General features: G+C 32.8%; 15 protein-coding genes. 7 read left to right on the top strand and 8 right to left on the bottom strand.

Translation table 11 applies throughout. The features are described from left to right. Positions 1–44: 44 nt before the first annotated feature. Complete coding sequence (locus AC1Q7L_RS10385; RefSeq protein ID WP_492305330.1) at positions 45–536, bottom strand: hypothetical protein; 492 nt, start codon at positions 534–536, stop codon at positions 45–47. Between the two features lie 151 nt (positions 537–687). Here AC1Q7L_RS10385 and AC1Q7L_RS10380 point away from each other — a divergent pair, with 151 nt between their 5' ends. Genes AC1Q7L_RS10380 through AC1Q7L_RS10360 form a run of 5 tightly spaced genes read left to right on the top strand, consistent with a single transcriptional unit; the run spans position 688 to position 5,612 of the window. Continuing rightward, entirely contained in the window at positions 688–2,436 is a 1,749-nt protein-coding gene (locus AC1Q7L_RS10380) for a glycoside hydrolase family 3 protein (protein ID WP_492305329.1), read from the top strand. Further along, positions 2,436–3,584 (top strand): N-acetyl-alpha-D-glucosaminyl L-malate synthase BshA, encoded by a 1,149-nt coding sequence (bshA, locus tag AC1Q7L_RS10375; protein WP_066752650.1) that lies wholly within the window; start codon positions 2,436–2,438, stop codon positions 3,582–3,584. Before AC1Q7L_RS10380 ends, bshA begins: the two co-directional genes overlap by 1 nt. 26 nt (positions 3,585–3,610) lie before the next feature. Beyond that, on the top strand, positions 3,611–4,873 hold the full coding sequence (locus AC1Q7L_RS10370) for a DUF2851 family protein (protein WP_492305328.1): 1,263 nt from the start codon (positions 3,611–3,613) through the stop codon (positions 4,871–4,873). 1 nt (position 4,874) lies between these two features. Continuing rightward, complete coding sequence (locus AC1Q7L_RS10365; RefSeq protein ID WP_034712816.1) at positions 4,875–5,096, top strand: PspC family transcriptional regulator; 222 nt, start codon at positions 4,875–4,877, stop codon at positions 5,094–5,096. 3 nt (positions 5,097–5,099) lie between these two features. Beyond that, entirely contained in the window at positions 5,100–5,612 is a 513-nt protein-coding gene (locus AC1Q7L_RS10360; RefSeq protein ID WP_410694124.1) for a GNAT family N-acetyltransferase, read from the top strand. 165 nt (positions 5,613–5,777) lie between these two features. On the opposite strand, the gene AC1Q7L_RS10355 is transcribed toward AC1Q7L_RS10360, so the two are convergent. The 3 genes from AC1Q7L_RS10355 to AC1Q7L_RS10345 all read right to left on the bottom strand — a co-directional run bounded on the left by AC1Q7L_RS10355 (position 5,778) and on the right by AC1Q7L_RS10345 (position 8,200). Then, positions 5,778–6,512, bottom strand: coding sequence for an SIMPL domain-containing protein (locus AC1Q7L_RS10355; RefSeq protein ID WP_410694123.1), 735 nt, complete (start codon positions 6,510–6,512; stop codon positions 5,778–5,780). Positions 6,513–6,596: 84 nt separating this feature from the next. Further along, positions 6,597–7,406, bottom strand: coding sequence for a peptidase associated/transthyretin-like domain-containing protein (locus AC1Q7L_RS10350; protein ID WP_492305327.1), 810 nt, complete (start codon positions 7,404–7,406; stop codon positions 6,597–6,599). 47 nt (positions 7,407–7,453) lie between these two features. Further along, positions 7,454–8,200 carry a hypothetical protein gene (locus tag AC1Q7L_RS10345; RefSeq protein WP_492305326.1) on the bottom strand — a complete coding sequence of 249 codons (747 nt, stop codon included), beginning with the start codon at positions 8,198–8,200 and terminating at the stop codon, positions 7,454–7,456. A 183-nt stretch (positions 8,201–8,383) separates the two neighbouring features. On the opposite strand from AC1Q7L_RS10345, the gene AC1Q7L_RS10340 reads away from it, so the two are divergent. Together AC1Q7L_RS10340 and AC1Q7L_RS10335 are read left to right on the top strand one after the other, a co-directional pair. Continuing rightward, positions 8,384–11,524 (top strand): UvrD-helicase domain-containing protein, encoded by a 3,141-nt coding sequence (locus AC1Q7L_RS10340; RefSeq protein WP_492305325.1) that lies wholly within the window; start codon positions 8,384–8,386, stop codon positions 11,522–11,524. A gap of 1 nt (position 11,525) precedes the next feature. Next, positions 11,526–11,978, top strand: coding sequence for a hypothetical protein (locus AC1Q7L_RS10335; RefSeq protein ID WP_492305324.1), 453 nt, complete (start codon positions 11,526–11,528; stop codon positions 11,976–11,978). 72 nt (positions 11,979–12,050) lie between these two features. Here AC1Q7L_RS10335 and AC1Q7L_RS10330 read toward each other — a convergent pair whose 3' ends face one another. From AC1Q7L_RS10330 to AC1Q7L_RS10315, 4 genes are all read right to left on the bottom strand, one after another. Beyond that, positions 12,051–12,560, bottom strand: coding sequence for a ferritin (locus AC1Q7L_RS10330; RefSeq protein WP_066759553.1), 510 nt, complete (start codon positions 12,558–12,560; stop codon positions 12,051–12,053). Positions 12,561–12,686: 126 nt separating this feature from the next. Beyond that, a complete protein-coding gene (locus tag AC1Q7L_RS10325) occupies positions 12,687–13,145 on the bottom strand; it encodes a DUF4890 domain-containing protein (RefSeq protein ID WP_492305323.1) in 459 nt (152 codons plus the stop codon). A 184-nt stretch (positions 13,146–13,329) separates the two neighbouring features. After that, complete coding sequence (locus AC1Q7L_RS10320) at positions 13,330–14,427, bottom strand: hypothetical protein (RefSeq protein WP_492305322.1); 1,098 nt, start codon at positions 14,425–14,427, stop codon at positions 13,330–13,332. 139 nt (positions 14,428–14,566) lie between these two features. Next, on the bottom strand, positions 14,567–17,218 hold the full coding sequence (locus AC1Q7L_RS10315) for a 4-alpha-glucanotransferase (protein WP_492305321.1): 2,652 nt from the start codon (positions 17,216–17,218) through the stop codon (positions 14,567–14,569). Between the last annotated feature and the right edge of the window lie 39 nt (positions 17,219–17,257).

Here is a 17,257-nt window from a genome sequence, read left to right as displayed (position 1 = left end):
TTCTTCCGGAGCCTTTTTAATTATAAAAAATTGAAAAGATATTCTTAATTTACTTTAGTGTTGCTAACATTAGAATCATTAAGATTGTAATATTTAACTACGGCGTTGTAATCGTTATAATCTACACTTGCAGATTTAGAAGCTTTTCCAGCAGCATTAGCAGGAACAAGTACAATTCTAAATGTCTGGTTTGTTAAATATTGATTTGTTTCTGTCCCTGTCATCTGTGTTGCCTGATTAAAGTTAGCAGTAGTTCTAATTTCAACATCCTGAGATGTAAAATCGAAATTATAATCTAACTCTCTACCTGTTGGCAAGTTTTGAACATCATCTAAATAATATGTCTTAGGTATAATTTGCCAAACATTCCCTACTCTTCTATATACTAAAACTACATCTGTACCTTCAATATTAATATCTAATCCAAGTGTAAAGTTATTACCACTTGAAAATGTGCCTGTAGCGTCTTTCATTACAGCAACAGTATCACTGTCAGCATCATCATTATTATCACAGCTAAATATGAATAAGCTCACAAAAGCTAATAGTAAAATTGGAAGAAATTTTTTCATTTTATAAAAGTTTAATTTATTATTGATATGGCTTATTCAAAACATATACCAAAAAACTCAAAAACTTTGTTTTCATCATTTTTTTAATTGTATTTTTGTTCATATTCAAAAAGTCATGAAGAAAGCAGTTTATATTTCCCTCTTTGTATTCTTATGTATTGGCACAAAAATTACAGCGCAATACCAGCCGAAAAACATTTCCCAAGCAGACATAAACAAAGCCAATCAATGGGTTGATGCAACATATAAATCTCTTTCTCAGGATGAAAAATTAGGTCAGCTTTTCATTGTTGCTTTATACACCAATAAAGATGAAAACCACATCAATCAGGTAAGAAACATTGTTTTAAATGATAAAATCGGTGGTTTGATTCTGATGCAGGATGATGCGGCGAGAGAAATTAATTTGGTTAATGAATTTCAGCAAAAATCTAAAATTCCATTAATGATCGGGATGGATGCAGAATGGGGTTTATACCAAAGAATTGCAGCTGCACATAAATTCCCTTGGGCAATGACTTTGGGAGCTATTCAGGATAAAAATTTAATTGAGCAGATGTCTGCCAAAATAGCCGAAGACTGCCACAGAATGGGCATCAATTGGGACTTTGCGCCAGTTGTTGACGTAAACACAAATCCAAATAATCCGATCATCGGAAACAGAAGTTTCGGTTCTGAGGTTGATAATGTAATTAATTCGGCATTATCTTATTCGAACGGACTTCAAAATAACAATATTCTTGCTGCAATAAAACACTTCCCGGGACACGGTGATACGAGTACAGATTCGCATCTTGATCTTCCTGTAGTTTCTCATAGTTTAGAAAGATTAAACAGTATTGAATTAGCACCTTTCAAAGCGTTGATGAATAAAGGAATCGGCGGTGTAATGGTGGCGCACTTGTACGTTCCAAGTTTAGAATCAGGAAAAGGAATTCCGGCTTCTGTTTCTAAAAATATTATTACAGGTTTATTAAAAGAAAAACTAGGCTACAAAGGTTTAATCATTACTGATGCCCTAAATATGGGTGCTGTAGCCAACAAATACAATCCGGGAGAATTAGATGCAATGGCCTTCAAAGCCGGAAATGATATTATGCTATTTTCTCAAGGTGTAGCTAACGGTAAAAAACTAATCCAAAAGGCAATTGACAACGGAGAAATTCCTCAATCTAGAGTTGAAGAAAGTGTAAAGAAAATTTTATTGACAAAATATTATTTAGGATTAACCCAATACACTCCAAAAAATCCTGAAAATGTTAATCAAGATCTTAATAATGATTCACATAAAAATTTAGTTCAAAACCTTTACGCAAACGCTTTAACATTACTAAAAGACGATAAAAAACTGCTTCCATTGAACGGAAAGCAAATATATTATGTTCCATTGGAAGAAGCACCTTATCAAACATTTGCCAATCAATTAGGTTCAAATATTATCATTAAAAAAGCTGGAGAAATTAATTCGATTCCAAAGAATTCTACTGTAATTGTTGGTTTTCATAAAGACAATTCAACAGCTTACAAACCTTATAAAATATCAGAAGCTTCTAAAAAAGTTTTATCTGATTTAACGAAAAATCAAAAAGTAATTTTAAATGTTTTTGGAAGCGCTTACGCTTTGAAAGACATCGATATTTCAAAAGTTTCAACCGTTCTCGTTTCTTACGAAAATAATGATGATTCAATGACTGCAACAGCAAACGCATTCAACGGAAAAACAAAAATCTGGGGCAGACTTCCTGTTTCAGTAAATGATAATTTGAAAGCAGGAATGGGAATTGATTTAAATCCAACTTCCGCTTCCAATACAAAAGTAAGTTCAACAGTGTTTACAACATCCAAAAAAACAACAATAAACTAATGAAAATAGGCATACTTTGCTATCCAACATACGGCGGAAGCGGAATTGTAGCTACAGAACTTGGAATGTCTCTTGCCAATAAAGGTTATGAGGTACATTTCATCAGTTCCGCGCTTCCCGCAAGACTAGACATCACCAATCCGAATATTTTCTTTCACAGAGTAAATGTTCAGACTTACCCGCTTTTCCAATATCAGCCTTATGATATCGCGTTAAGTTCGATGATTTACCGTGTCGTGAATCTTTATAAATTGGATTTACTTCACGCTCATTATGCGATTCCTTACGCTTATGCGGCTTTTACGGCTAAGCAAATGTTACAGGAGGACAACAACGACGTTCCATTGGTAACAACGCTTCACGGGACGGATATTACGCTTGTCGGGCAACATCCAAGTTACAAACATGCGGTAGAATTCTCAATTAACCAATCAGACGCGATTACTTCTGTTTCTGAAAGTTTAAAAAGAGATACGCTACAATTTTTCAAGATTAAAAAAGAGATTCAGGTGATTACCAATTTTATTGATAATTCTGAATTTGATGAACCAAGTGATTGCCAGAGAACGCAATTTGCAAATCCTGATGAAAAAATATTGATTCACGTATCCAATTTACGTCCTGTAAAACGTGTGGAAGAGGTTCTTCAGATTTTTAAAAATGTTCAGAAAAAAGTAAAATCTAAACTGATCATCATCGGAGAAGGTCCGGATATGGAAAAAGTGAATCAGTTTTTAGAAGAAAATCCTGATTTGATTTCGAAAATCCGTCTTTTAGGAAAAGTGAATGATCTTTACAGAATTCTTCAGCTTTCAGACGTGTTTTTATTGCCTTCTGAGCAGGAAAGTTTCGGTTTAGCGGCGTTGGAAGCAATGGCAGCAAACACGCCGGTTATCAGTTCAAATGCAGGTGGAATTCCGGAAGTTAACATTCAGGGAGAGACAGGTTTCTTGGCAGAAATTGGAAATGTAGAAGCGATGAGCAACTACACAATCAAATTATTGAGCAACGAGGAACTTTTAACCCAAATGAAGAAAAACGCGAAAGAACAGGCTATAAAATTCGATTTGAAAAACATTCTTCCTATATATGAAGAAATGTATAGAACAACGATAGAAAATTTTAAAAAGGAGTTGTCTAAAGTATAGCAGTCCGCTATATTTGTAAGACACTCATGACGGAAAAACTACTTCAATATCTTTGGAACTTTAAGGTTTTCAAACATTTTGACTTCAAGGATATTGAAGGAAATTCCGTTGAAATATTAGATTTCGGCAAATGGAACACCGATTCCGGACCCGATTTTTTATTGGCGAAAATTAAAATCAACAACGTAATTTTTGCCGGAAACATCGAACTTCACGTAAAATCCTCCGATTGGATTTTCCACAATCATTCTAAAGATCCCAATTATCAAAACATCATTCTTCACGTCGTCTTCCAAAACGATGCTGATATTGATGAACTGAAAAATAAAAATATTCCAACGCTAGAATTGAAAAATTTCATCGATGAAAATATTCTTTGGAAATATGAAAAATTGGTGAGCGAAAATCAATTTATTCCTTGTGAAAATATTTTTGATCAAACTAAAATTCCAGTCAATTTTCATGAAGAAAACGTTCTTAAAAAACTTCAGCAAAAATCTTTAGAAATAGAAAAAAGTTTAGAATTACATAAAAATAATTTCGAAGCTGTTCTTTTCCATAACCTCGCCTACTCTTTTGGTTTAAAAGTGAATGCTTTTATTTTTAAACAAATTGCAGAAAGCATCAACTTCACGACCATCAATAAAATCAAGCAAAATGAAACTCAGCTTGAAGCATTATTCTTCGGGGTTGCCGGTTGGTTAGAAGTTCCAAAAGACAACCAAATGCAAATTTGGAAACGAGAATTTGATTTTATTAAAGCTAAATTCAATATTTCAGAATTAAAATTTCGCCCAAAATTTTTAAGATTAAGACCTCCGAATTTCCCGACCATTCGTTTGTCACAATTGGCGAATCTTTATCATCAGCATCATTTATTTTCAAAAGTAATTTTTGCAAAAAGTTTTGATGAATTATTTGAAATATTTAAAGAGATAAAAGCTTCAGAATATTGGGATAATCATTTTAATTTTGGGAAAATTTCCCCAGTTGATCAACCTAAAGTTTTGACTAAAGATTTCATTGAATTAATTATTTTGAATACAATTCTTCCTTTAAAATATACCTATCATAAATATCACAATGAAGAAATCAATGATGAGATCTTAGCATTTTATACAAACATTTCATCAGAAAAAAATTCAATTATTGATCAATGGAAAAATCTTGGTTTAAAAACTAAAAATGCCTTAGAAAGTCAGAGCTTGATTTATCACTATAAAAATTCCTGTGAAGAAAAAAATTGCTTAAATTGCAGTATTGGATTTAAACTTTTAAAAGAAACCTAAAATGTTCGATAATATTCGCCATAAAATGGAAAGAGAATGGTTTGGCGTTCTTACGAGAATGGGCGCTAAATTGGGAATTCCTGTATCTAAACTTAGGGTTTTCTTTATCTACTCTACTTTTGCAACGGCAGGTTTTTTCTTTCTTATCTATTTAGGATTGGCATTTACCCTTTGGATCAAAGATATTTTTATCACAAGAAGACCCAGCGTTTTCGACTTATAAATTATGGAATTTTTACCGATTACATCACCAGACGACTTTAGAGTCCAAGAAATTTATTCTTCATATTCAAGTACTTTCCCTGAAGATGAAAGAAGAGATTGGAATAAATTTAAAAACCTTTTTTCAAATTCGAACGTTAAAATAATTTCTGTTTTACACGAATCAAAAACAGTTGGTTACCTCATTTTGTGGGAATTAAGTAATTATGTTTTTGTGGAGCATTTTGAGGTGTTTGAAGAATTTAGAAGTCAGAAATTCGGATCACATATTACAGGATATTTATTTGAAAACTATCCTAGAATTATTTTAGAAATCGAACCTGAACATTTAGGTGAAGACGCTAAAAGACGCTATTCCTTCTATCAGAAAAATGGCTTTAAACTTCTTGATGAAATGTATGTGCAGCCAAGTTATGGTGAAGGTAAAAAACCGCTAGACCTTTGGTTATTATCGAATTATACTCCTGAGAATTTGAAGGAGGTTAAAGATGAAATTTATGATATTGTTTATCATTAAAATATAGTAACGCTGGAAATTATTCTGGCGTTTTTTTATTTCCCACGGATTACACAGATTTTCACAGATGTTTATGTAAAATTTTATCTTTAAAAACTATGCGCAATCATCTGTGAAAATCTGTGTAATCCGTGGGAGAAAAAAATATTTTCAATCAATAAAAATTTAATTCACTTCATATTCCAATTTAATCGTAATACTCGCTTCTTTTTCTTTAGAAGAAGTATTAAAAGTTCCGCCGTAAGAATAATCTTCATTAGAATTTGGAGCTGTAATTTGAATAACTCCCATTGTCGCTTTTTTAAGATTCCCTAACTTACTTCCAGAATTTTCCGCAATTTTTTCGGCTCTTTCTTTCGCATCTTTTGTTGCGGAAGCAATCATTTCCTGCTTTACAGTCGCTAGTTTGGTATAAAAATAAGAAGGTGAAGAAGAAGTAAATTCTATTCCACGATTGATAATTTCTGTAATATTTCTGGAAAGGTTTTCAATTTTCGCAACCTCTTTGCTTTCAATAGAAACCCTTTGTGTTAGACTATATCCCGAAAATTCTCCCTGTACATTGTTTCCATTTGAATCCGTATAATTTCTAAACTGCTTCTGAATATCTACCGAAGAAAAAACGATTTCATTCTGTTTGATTCCTTTTGAAATAAGATAATCGTTGATAACTTTTCTGTCCATCGCCAATTCATCGTAAGCAGATTTCAAGTCGGCGTTGTTTTTAGAAAAACTTCCCGACCAGGTAATTAAATCGGAAGTAAATTGTTTAGTTCCAAGACCGGTAATTGAAATAGTATTTTCAGATTTATTTCTGTTTTTAATAGCACTTCCTAAAAGTCCAAGACCAATAATGAAGCCTAAAGATGCAACCGCGATTGCAATAATGTTTTTATTCATAAAAATTCGTGAATTTGGTTGATTTTAATTCTATGAGTATATCAATTTCTATTCCGAAATTTTAAGATTTTATTAACATTTAAATTATTGCTTAATTTGCTTTAATCTTTCGGCATAAAGAGGGATTGTTTCTTCGAGACTTAATAATACTCCGGAAAGGTTTTTGGCTTTAACGTAAGTTCTCGTTCGAGGTTTTGTCAGAAAAGAAAACTCTATAAATTCCGAAATTCTTTCAATAGGAATTCCCGCTTTTGTAAAGTAGTCATCGTCTACTCTTTTACGAATCCACAAAATATGTTCCTGCAGATCATCATATCGATATTGTCGTTTTTGTCTTCTCGCTTTTCCGCTCACCAGATCATAAACGCCCTGTACATTAAGATTTCCCAAAAGGATCGGAAGTAAAACGCTTTTCACTTCGGCGGGCGTTTCTCTCATTTTACCAATAGGTTGTGGAAGTCCAACCGCCTGTTGAACGATTTCGCCTTTGTCCACTTTTGCGACAGCTCTGGAATCATCAGCCAAATCACCTGTCAATTTTTTGGCGACTTTAACCTCTTCTATTTCTTCAGGAATTTTAATGAGTGTGATAAATAATTGAGAATTTATTCCGTCCGTCATTACTCTTTTGGAAACTCTTTCGTAGCCGGCTCTGACAAATCTTAATTCATTATTATTGAAAGCTTCAATAGAAAATTCTCCTTGAGAATTGGTATATACTTTTTGGTCTGTCGAAATATTAATTACCGTAACAGAACCGAGATTAATATCATTATCGTCTGTAATTTTTCCCGTGACAATTTGTTGGGAAAACACATAATTACTCAAAAATATAAGGAACAGAAAAAGTTTCTTCCAGCCTGATAAAAATGTGTATTTATTGTTAAATTTCACTATTTTGTTTGCTAATTTCTATTTTCCAGCTTTCTATTCATCTGCTATTATCTTTGAGTTTGAGGAGCACGATAAGACGAAATTCTCGTTAAAACAAATCGTTGAAATCTATACAAATCTGCATCACTGCAATACCCATATTTCAAAATATTCTTTCTCTCAAAACCGCCTGCAAAAACATAATAAATAAAATTTTGAGTTAGTGCTTTATCAATCTTTAGATCTATAAAATACTGTTCTCCCAAAGCCTTTGTAAGATAATCCATTAAATCAACATCATCCCATTTATTTTTAATCTTTCCGATAGAAAAACCTTGTCCTTTCGGCTGGACAAATTCTCCGGCTCTTGCAGCCAGAAGCCTTGGATCAGATTTTTGAGACATATAAACTGCCAGATCGCTTTTTAGCTTCTCAACTTTTTTTGGTGGATTAAGATTTTTAGAATCAATTTTTAGATCTCCGGTGAGTCCTTTTTTAATTTCAACCTCAGCAATTAATGCAGCAGATCTTATCAAAGTAATATTGATCGCAGAGCTGATGTTTTCTGAAGTTACCTTTTTATTCAACCTTTCATAACCCGATTTTACAAATCGGAGTTCATCGCCCTGTCTTCCCGAAATCATAAAATGTCCGTCTCGGTTTGTGGATATCCTTTCATCAGTTCGGATATTGATTACCGTAACATCGGGCATTTCAATATTTTCTTCAGAAGATATCTTCCCAAAAATATAATCCTGAGCATTGATATTGATGAAAAATATGGTAAATAAGAAAAAGAGTAGTTTAAATTTCACGGAAAGTTTTTTATAACGCAAAACTAAAGCTATTTTTAAATTAAAATACAAGTTTAACCACAGTTAACGCGTTTTAGGAAATTTTTGTGAATTTTCTGTTTCCAAATTGTTAAATAGTGAATTCAAATTGTTAAAATTTCACTTAAAAATTAGCTAACTTGCACTCTCAATTCTTTCAAAAAAATGCAAAATTCTTATACAGTTATCAACGCTTCTGCGGGCTCAGGGAAAACGTACGCCTTGGTTCAGAGACTTTTGATGATCTGTCTTCGTTATCCTAATCAACAACACGCCATCAGAAATATATTGGCTTTGACCTTCACCAATAAGGCCGCCAATGAGATGAAAGAAAGGATTTTATCTTGGTTAAATAATTTCGCAGCAGATACTTTTGCTGACAATGCGGATTTAAAAAATATTCAAAAAGAATTTGAAGAACAGGGTTTAAGAATAACGATTGATGAGTTGCATGTTCGCTCTAAAAAACTGTTAGATTACGTTCTTCACAATTATTCTACATTAAATATTGGTACGATTGACCGTTTCAACGCGCGATTGGTAAGAAGTTTTTCTTATGAATTAGGTTTAGCTAAAAATTTCAATCTTGAAATTGATGCAGAACCTTTTTTGATTGAAGCGGTAGATAAAATGCTTGATCAGATTGGGGAAAACGAGTCTATTTCCAATTCTTTCATGGATTATGTAGATTACAGTCTTGAAAATAATGAAAGAATCAACCTTAATAAAAACCTTTACGACTCGGCAAAAGAGTTTGTAAAAGACATTCATTATGAGCAACTGAAAAACAATAAAAGTTTTGATGATACGAATTATGAAAGTATAAAAAATACAATCCGAAAAGAGATTATTTTTAATAAAAAGCATTCTTTGGAGATTGTAACAAAATCAATTGAATTATTTAAATCAAGAAATATTGAGATTGAGGATTTTGCACAGGGAAAAAATGGAATTGGAGGATTTTTTACTAAGGTTTTAGATTTTTATAATCAAAAAAGACCAGGATTCCCGTTCCCGACAACTCAGGAAGAATCGGTTGTTAATAATTACAGAAAAGGAGCTTCTACAAAATCAAAAAGTAAAGAATCTGAAATTTTTGAAATCTTAGAGCAATTGCTAGAAAACAGAATGCAGTTGATTCTTTTATTCATCGAAACTCAGAAAAATGAGAAAATTTTATCAGCTCTACTTCCTTTGAAAGTTAATAAAGACATTCAGGATGAATTGAAAAAAATTGAAGATGAGAATGACCTTGTTTTGCTTTCAAAATTTAATATTTTAATTAACGAAAACCTTAAAAACGAGCCTTCTGCCTTTATTTATGAAAAAGTAGGCTCACAATTCCAGCATTATTTCTTTGATGAATTTCAGGATACCTCTGAGCTTCAGTGGCAGAATTTTGTTCCGTTAAGAGATCACAGTGTTTCAACAGACAATACATCTTTTACGTTGGTTGGTGATCCAAAGCAAAGTATTTACCGATTCCGTGGTGGAGAAAGTAAATTGATGCTCGATATTATCAATAAAAAAGAGATTTCGCCCAAAGAAGCAGAGTTACTTGTTTTAAAAGACAACTGGCGAAGTGCAAAAAATATTGTTCATTTTAATAATGAATTGTACGAATATCATTCTATAAATCTTGAAGAAGAACATAAAAATATTTTCGGAACCGACGCCGAACAAAACGCAAAATCAGCACATGAAGGTCGCGTAAAAGTGAATCTTATTGAAAATTTCACCAACGAAGATTTCTATAACGATACTTCCGAAAGAATGAAAACAAATATTCAGGAATGTCTGAATAATGGTTTTAAGTTTTCTGATATTACGATTCTATGTCGTGGAAATTTTGACATTTTCAGTTATTCTCAAAAATTGGGGAATCTTAAAGTCAATTATCGAGGGGAAGAAACGAACATCAAAACTATTTCTGATAAAGGATTAACCTTAGAACTTTCCAACACCTTACAGGCTGTTATTGAATTTTTGAAGTGGGAAACCAATCCGAAAAACAAACCTAATCTGATCATGATGATGTATCATCTGAATACATTAGGAAGAGTAAATATGCCGGATTTCACTTTGGAAATGAAGGAAATTCTAGATATTGAAACGCATGAGGAGATTTTGCAATTTCTTCAACTAAAATATGCTTTACAATTAAAACAGGAAAATTTCCCGAGATTTAATTTATACAACTTTGTAGAATATTACGTTAATGAATTTTCTATTGAGAATAAAGAAACCGACTTTCTTTTGAACTTTTTGGAAATGCTTTTCAACTTTACGCAAAATGCAGGCGCAAGCACCAAGGAGTTTTTAAAATATTGGGATGAAGAAGCTTCGACATATACGATTCAGGCTTCGGAAAATATTGATGCGATCCAGATCATGACGATTCACAAATCTAAAGGACTGGAATTCCCTATTGTTTTTATTCCGATGATGAATAAAAATCGTGACAGTGAATTTACTAACTGGTTTGAAACGAGCAGCGATGAGGCGTTGAAATCTGTTAATATCAATCAGTTCAGTAAAAATCTTGAAGTTTACGATCAGGAAATTGAAAAATTCAACAAACAAAATTCTTACAAAAACCTTGTCGACAGGCTTTGCCTGCAATATGTTGCGACTACCCGACCTGTTGAACAATTATTTTTCTATCTTCAAAAAGCAAACAAAACTTCAAACAATTTGGAGCTTCTTGAGTTTTTGCAAACTAAAAACGTCAATGAAAGTGACGAATTTGATTTGTATGAAGTGAAGCCAGAAATGCTGAAAAAGTATTCGAAAGATAAAACGTCTTCTTTCAAAACAAAAAATATTGAGAATCTTAAAAATATCAATGAAAAAAGTAATTCCATAAAAATTGCGACTCCATCAAAAAATTATCAGGTTCGAAATGAGAAAGTGAGAATCGGTCTTTTCGTTCACGAATTATTATCAAAAATCAATACCGAAAAAGATATTACCAAAGTGCTTGAAAGTTATCTTTTGGAAGGACAAATTACCTTGGAAGAGAAAAATGATATTCAGGAAACGTTGCAAGAGATCGTCCATACTCATTCTGAATTTTTTGATGAAAAATGGGAAGTGATCAATGAACAAGATATCATGATCTCAGAAAATGGAGAAAGCCGAATCTACAGACCCGACCGAATTTTGAAAGGTAGCGAAGGTTATATTATTGTGGATTTCAAGACTGGTGAAGAAACTGCGAAGAATGATCGACAGATTGAACGATATAAGAATGTTTTGGAGCATCTGGGAAGAAAGGTGTTGAGAACTCAGCTTATTTACTTGTAACATGATTGATTTTCTTAAGAAATATCATGCATACTTTTGGATAATTCTTATTATTGGTCTTATACTTTCAGATCATCATTTTAGGAATAAGTATAAAGAATTATATAAAACAGAGGGATTTTATACTGTTGGAAAAATAAGAGATGTAAAGCCTTACGGAAGAGGTACTGGATATGATTTTGTTTACACTTTTCAAATTAATGATAAAGAATATGAATCTCAATGTGACGTCGGAAATTTAGATTTTAACGACGCAAAAAAATATAAAGAAAACACTTTTCTAGTTGTCTATTTAAAAAGCAATGTTCACGTCAATAGAATATATGTTTCTATTCCTGTTTCAAAAGATTTGAATCAAATTCAATTGAAAAATCTGATTCATAACAATACAGATTTAAAAAAGAAACTCGATACCATTCCTTATCCTAGCTGGTTTTGGAACAATTATTTTTAATACTTAAAATAGTTTCGGCGGCACCTTTGGTGCCCCCGAAACTGTTATCTTAAACTTTATTTAAAGTTAAATCTAAGCCGTTGCATTCGCCACAAAAACTCTCTGTGACAATTCCTGATCAAAAAGATATAATGCAGATGGATTATCAGAAACCATTTTGATTTTCGTAACGTATTGAGACGCACTTGCCTCCTCTTCTACCTGCTCGTTGATGAACCACTGTAGGAAAGAAGTTGTAGCAAAATCTCCTTCGTCATTCGCATTTTTAACGATATTGAAAATACTTTTTGTTACTTTTTTCTCGTGCTCTAATGCTTTTTCAAAAATGTCGATGGCATTTGCAAATTCGTGTGGTGGTTTTGCAATTTCTCCGATGATGATTTGTCCTCCAACATCATTTAAATAATCAAACATTTTATCAGCATGCATCAATTCTTCTTTGCTTTGTACTCTGAAATAATTGGCGATCCCATCAAGGTCTTTGCTAGAAAACCAAGCAGACATTGAAAGATAATATTGTGCGGCGTATTGTTCGTGAGCTATTTGTTCGTTAATTAATTGTGCAATTTTATCGCTTACCATAATAATAAATTTTACAGTAAAATTATGGAATAAAACCCCGAAATCAAAAGATTTAATCAAATTTAATACAAAAAGGACGGAAATACATCCGTCCTTAACACATTAAAAAATCAAAATTGAAAACTCTTAATTCACAGCAGGAGCGGCCGTATCCATTGATCTCTTCATTTTTCCACCCTTCATTCCTCTGTCTTTCATTGCTGCTTTTCTTTGCTCCATTTTAGCCTGTCTGTCAGCTTGCCATTTACCGTACTGCTCAGGAGTTAAGATTTTTTTCATATCTGCATCCATTTGCTCTCTCTTGCCTTTCATCTTCTCCATTTTAGCTTGTCTTTCTCCTTTGTTTTTATCAAACTCAGCTTTCATTTCAGCTTTTCTCTTTTCGTGAAGACCTTTTATCTGAGCAACCTGTGATTGATTTAAGTTTAAATCTTTTTGCATTTTATCTAAATGCTCTTGCTCTTTTTGTTGCATTTTCTGCTGCATTTCTGCTCTCTTTGCTTGTTTGTCCTGAGGAGTAGTTTGTTGTGCCATTGCAAAACTTCCCATTCCGATAAATGCTATTGCTAATACTAATTTTTTCATCTTTTTAAATATTTAATTATTAATTAATTGTTATACATCTTTTTGATACTTAATTAAAACAGAAGTTAAAGCCGAATATTCATAAAAAATGTTAAATTTTAATATCAAAATAATAAAACACAAAATAAAAAGGACAGATTATAAAAATCTGCCCTTCACACCACTTAAATATAATATATGAAAATTAATTACTCGTTAATCTGAAGCCTCCGGAAGCACTTCTGTTTCCTCCTCCATTATTACCTTGTCTTGGAGCCGAACTCTCAGATCTTTGCTGTCTGAAACCTCCGTTGCTTTCTCTTGGTGCAGAACTTTCTCTTCTTGTTTCAGTTCTGAATCCTCCAGCGCTTCTGTTTCCACCGCTATTTCCTGCGTTTCCTCTAAAACCACCGTTATTTTCTCTAGGAGCAGAAGGTTCTGTTCTCACATCATTTCTGAATCCTCCTGTATTTCTCGTTCCGCCAGTGTTTTCAGTTCCTGCTCTAAAGCCTCCGTTATTTCTTGTTCCGTTATTTCCAGAATCACGGAAACCTCCTGAGTTATTATCTCTCTTAATAGACTGATTACGGAATCCTGAGTTATTATTATCTCTTCCAGATCCTCTAAATCCGTTATTTTCTCTTTGGCTCGTTCTTGCAATATTAAAGGAAGGATTATTATTTCCTCTAAATTTTGCTCTGTCTACTCTATAAATATTGATATTTACGTTTCTATAGCGAGGCATTGGTCTGCAAATGGAAGCATAATGTGTTCTTCTGTAATTTTGAAAATACACAACCGGGCTAGCTCCTCTATAATAATTGTTTTGAAAACTAATAAAAATCTGCGGTCCCATAATTCTTTGTAACGCATAGAATCTATCATAATACCATCTGTCCGGATTGTATCTGTAGTAGTTATCCCATGTTGAAAAGCTTACGTACAGATTATTCAATCTTAAGATTTGATCAATTTGCCAACGGTTCAATCTATTCTGATTAAAGAACACATTCCAGTTGACATTTACGATACTGCTTCTGTAATCGTTATAGTTATTCTGGTAATAATCTTGAGGATAATAATCCTGAGGATAGTTGTAGTAATAATCATCAGGGAAATAATTCTGATCATCTTCGTTAGAATAATATCCGTCATTACTTCCATAGTTGTTATTTTCATAACCATTATTTCCGTAACCGTTATTGTATCCGTCGTTACCATTACCGTAACCGTTGTTTGGATATTGCTGAGCAAACGACAAAGTCGCCAAACTCAAAGCAAATCCCAAAAATATTTTTTTCATTCTTATTGTCGTTAATTGGTTAATATATAGTAGACTATCTCTAATCTATCTTTTGGATATAAATAAAAAAAAGAAGTTAAATCTTTCGATACAACTTCTTTTAATTTATTATTAACTAATTGATAATCAAATGTTAAATTTACAATCTCCCACTGTCTTTAACCCAATATTTTATTTTTTGGTTAAAATCTGTACTGTTTTTTAAATCTTCTAACTTTAAATGCATTCTGTAACGCCAATAATGCGGAAATACTGCAGGATTATTGATCCTTTCATTTTCCATTTTCGGGTTGGTAAGCTCTTTATCCGTTGCAAAAAACTCCTGAATCGGGAAAATAGCCAACATTGCATTTGTATAAAGATGTTGCTTCATAATAATCTCGGCAAGATGAGTATCTAATTCTTGTGGAGCTTTTCCGTATTGAATTAATTGTTGATTAAAATATTTCTGCGTCAAAGCCGGATCTTCCTTCCACCATTGTCTTAACGTTGAACTGTCATGTGAAGAAGCCGTAATTACATTCAGATATCCTGCATTTTTAGGATTATAAAAAGGGATATTATCCGAAGGCATACGCTGAACTTTTAAGGCTATGATCGCCAATTCATCCATTACAGCAGGTACGCAATCAGGAACCATTCCTAAATCTTCACCACAGATCAGCATTTCGGTTGCATTTAAGATCATTGGAAGTTTTTCCATTGCCTTTTCGCTCCAAAGTTTATCCTGTCTCTTGAAGAAATAATCGTGATACAGATCGTAAATAGACTTCTTTTCCCAATCCGACAAATATTTGTAAGACTCAGTATTATAAACATTAAATCTTGGATGATAAACTGTTTCGCCTTCTCTTTCTTCAGTTAAAAATAAAACATTCGCACAAAGGGCAATTAATTGTTCTTCAACCGAACCTCTTGGATTTTTCTTAAAGAAATCTGATAATTTTCTCTGAGTATCAAATTCTTCTTTGAAAGAATACGTTCCGTTAGAATTATTATTGATGAATTCAAGCGCTTTTCCGTGATCTTCTCCGAAATAATTCCAAAGAATCTGATCATTAATAAACGGTTTGCAATACCTGTTAAAATCAAAAGGAATATGCCAAGCCTTAAATTCTTCCTCAGTAACTGGAACTGCAGGATAAAAATACCCCAAAATCCCTTGAGTAGCAGAAATCGGCATTCTCCAGATTCTGAAAAACCCTAAAATATGGTCAATTCTCATCGCATCAAAATACTGTTCCAATGCTTTGAATCTGTTTTTCCACCATGTATAATCATCAGCCTTCATCGCTTCCCAATTATAGGTTGGAAATTCCCAGTTTTGACCCAATTCCGTAAACTGATCCGGCGGTGCTCCGGCTTGGAAATCCATACCGAATAATTCAGGCTCCGTCCAAGCTTCAACAGAATGACGGTAGATCCCGATCGGTAAATCTCCTTTTACGGAAACGCCTAAACTATGTATATATTCAATCGCCTCTTTTAACTGCTTATGAAGTTGATATTGCACCCAGGCATGAAGCATTGAGGCATCATACTCTTTATTTTTTGCTGAAAAGAATGGTGAAATTTTTCCTGCAATATATTTTTTATGTGTCTTCCAGTCATTGAAATTCGGAGTTTTATATTTATCTCTCAACACACAAAATGCAGAATATGGAATCAGCCAATCTTCATTATCTTTTATAAATTTCTTAAAGTTTCTGTCTTTATAGATCTTTTCTTTTTCTGTATTGAAAACTGCTTTCAAAAATTTCCATTTTCCGGAAATCATTTCTTCGTAATCAATTAATTCTAAAGAATTTAGTTTTAATTTTTCAGCATTATATTCTTCAACTAAATCTTTAGGCAACTTAAAATCAAGATTCTCCAAAGAAATATATTGAGGGTGTAAAGCATACACAGACACCGCTGCGTAAGGATAAGAATCCGTCCAAGTATAGTTGGCCGTTGTATCATTGATCGGAAGAATTTGGATAATTCCTAAACCTGTCTCTTTTGTCCAGTCAGCCAATTCTTTCATATCAGAAAATTCTCCGACACCGAAACCATTTTCACTTCTCAAAGAGAACACAGGAACCGCAACTCCTGCATCATGATACATTTGATATAGTTTGAATTTAAAATAATGACTTGAAACAACCTGCAAAACATCTTTCTGTTGATTGGCAACCGCAAATCTGTTTTCTCCGGCTTCTACATCAATTACTTTACCTTCATTTTTGTCATAAAGACAATATTTAAATTGGATAAATTCGTTCTCAGGAATTTCAACCGAAGTCTCCCAAATACCGAAATCCGTCTGAGATAAATGAATTACTTTCTCATAGTTCCAATTTCCCAGAGAAGCCGTACTTCCGAACAATACAATCTTCCAATTCGGATTGTACACCGGAGCTTCTAATCTGAATAAATGGGTATGTTTTTTTAAGACCGAAATCTTTTCAGGAACAAACTGATTCAGTTTATTATAAAGAATTTTATTATTTAAATAATTTTCGGGGAAATTTTTATTGTTCCATTCATCGAAAATAGAAAATTCTTTATAGTTGTGAGGGAAATTAAGATGATGCAAAACAAATTCTTCTCTAAGAATACTTTCTTTTTCACCCGCAAGCTGATATTTATAAGAGATTGATTTTGAAAAATAGTCTACTTCACATTTCCACAAACCGTTCTCGGTGCAAAACATTTTATGAGTTTTGGGTACAGCTCCTTCTTCATTGATGATCAACTGCAAAGATTCCCCTGTTTTTGCGCTGTAACCTATATTAAAGTATAATTTCATCTATATTTTTTTATAAAAATACATTTTAATCTCGAAAAA

The organism is Chryseobacterium sp. GW823-FHT05E08 (assembly GCF_058795655.1).
This window is presented reverse-complemented; position numbering and strand designations above follow the sequence as displayed.

Coding starts and splice junctions, on each gene's coding strand:
- AC1Q7L_RS10330 (WP_066759553.1), bottom strand. CDS start 12,560: ATGGTAAGCGATAAAATTGCACAATTAATTAACGAACAAATAGCTCAC.
- AC1Q7L_RS10365 (WP_034712816.1), top strand. CDS start 4,875: ATGTTCGATAATATTCGCCATAAAATGGAAAGAGAATGGTTTGGCGTT.
- AC1Q7L_RS10335 (WP_492305324.1), top strand. CDS start 11,526: ATGATTGATTTTCTTAAGAAATATCATGCATACTTTTGGATAATTCTT.
- AC1Q7L_RS10380 (WP_492305329.1), top strand. CDS start 688: ATGAAGAAAGCAGTTTATATTTCCCTCTTTGTATTCTTATGTATTGGC.
- bshA (WP_066752650.1), top strand. CDS start 2,436: ATGAAAATAGGCATACTTTGCTATCCAACATACGGCGGAAGCGGAATT.
- AC1Q7L_RS10360 (WP_410694124.1), top strand. CDS start 5,100: ATGGAATTTTTACCGATTACATCACCAGACGACTTTAGAGTCCAAGAA.
- AC1Q7L_RS10315 (WP_492305321.1), bottom strand. CDS start 17,218: ATGAAATTATACTTTAATATAGGTTACAGCGCAAAAACAGGGGAATCT.
- AC1Q7L_RS10325 (WP_492305323.1), bottom strand. CDS start 13,145: ATGAAAAAATTAGTATTAGCAATAGCATTTATCGGAATGGGAAGTTTT.
- AC1Q7L_RS10370 (WP_492305328.1), top strand. CDS start 3,611: ATGACGGAAAAACTACTTCAATATCTTTGGAACTTTAAGGTTTTCAAA.
- AC1Q7L_RS10355 (WP_410694123.1), bottom strand. CDS start 6,512: ATGAATAAAAACATTATTGCAATCGCGGTTGCATCTTTAGGCTTCATT.
- AC1Q7L_RS10320 (WP_492305322.1), bottom strand. CDS start 14,427: ATGAAAAAAATATTTTTGGGATTTGCTTTGAGTTTGGCGACTTTGTCG.
- AC1Q7L_RS10340 (WP_492305325.1), top strand. CDS start 8,384: ATGCAAAATTCTTATACAGTTATCAACGCTTCTGCGGGCTCAGGGAAA.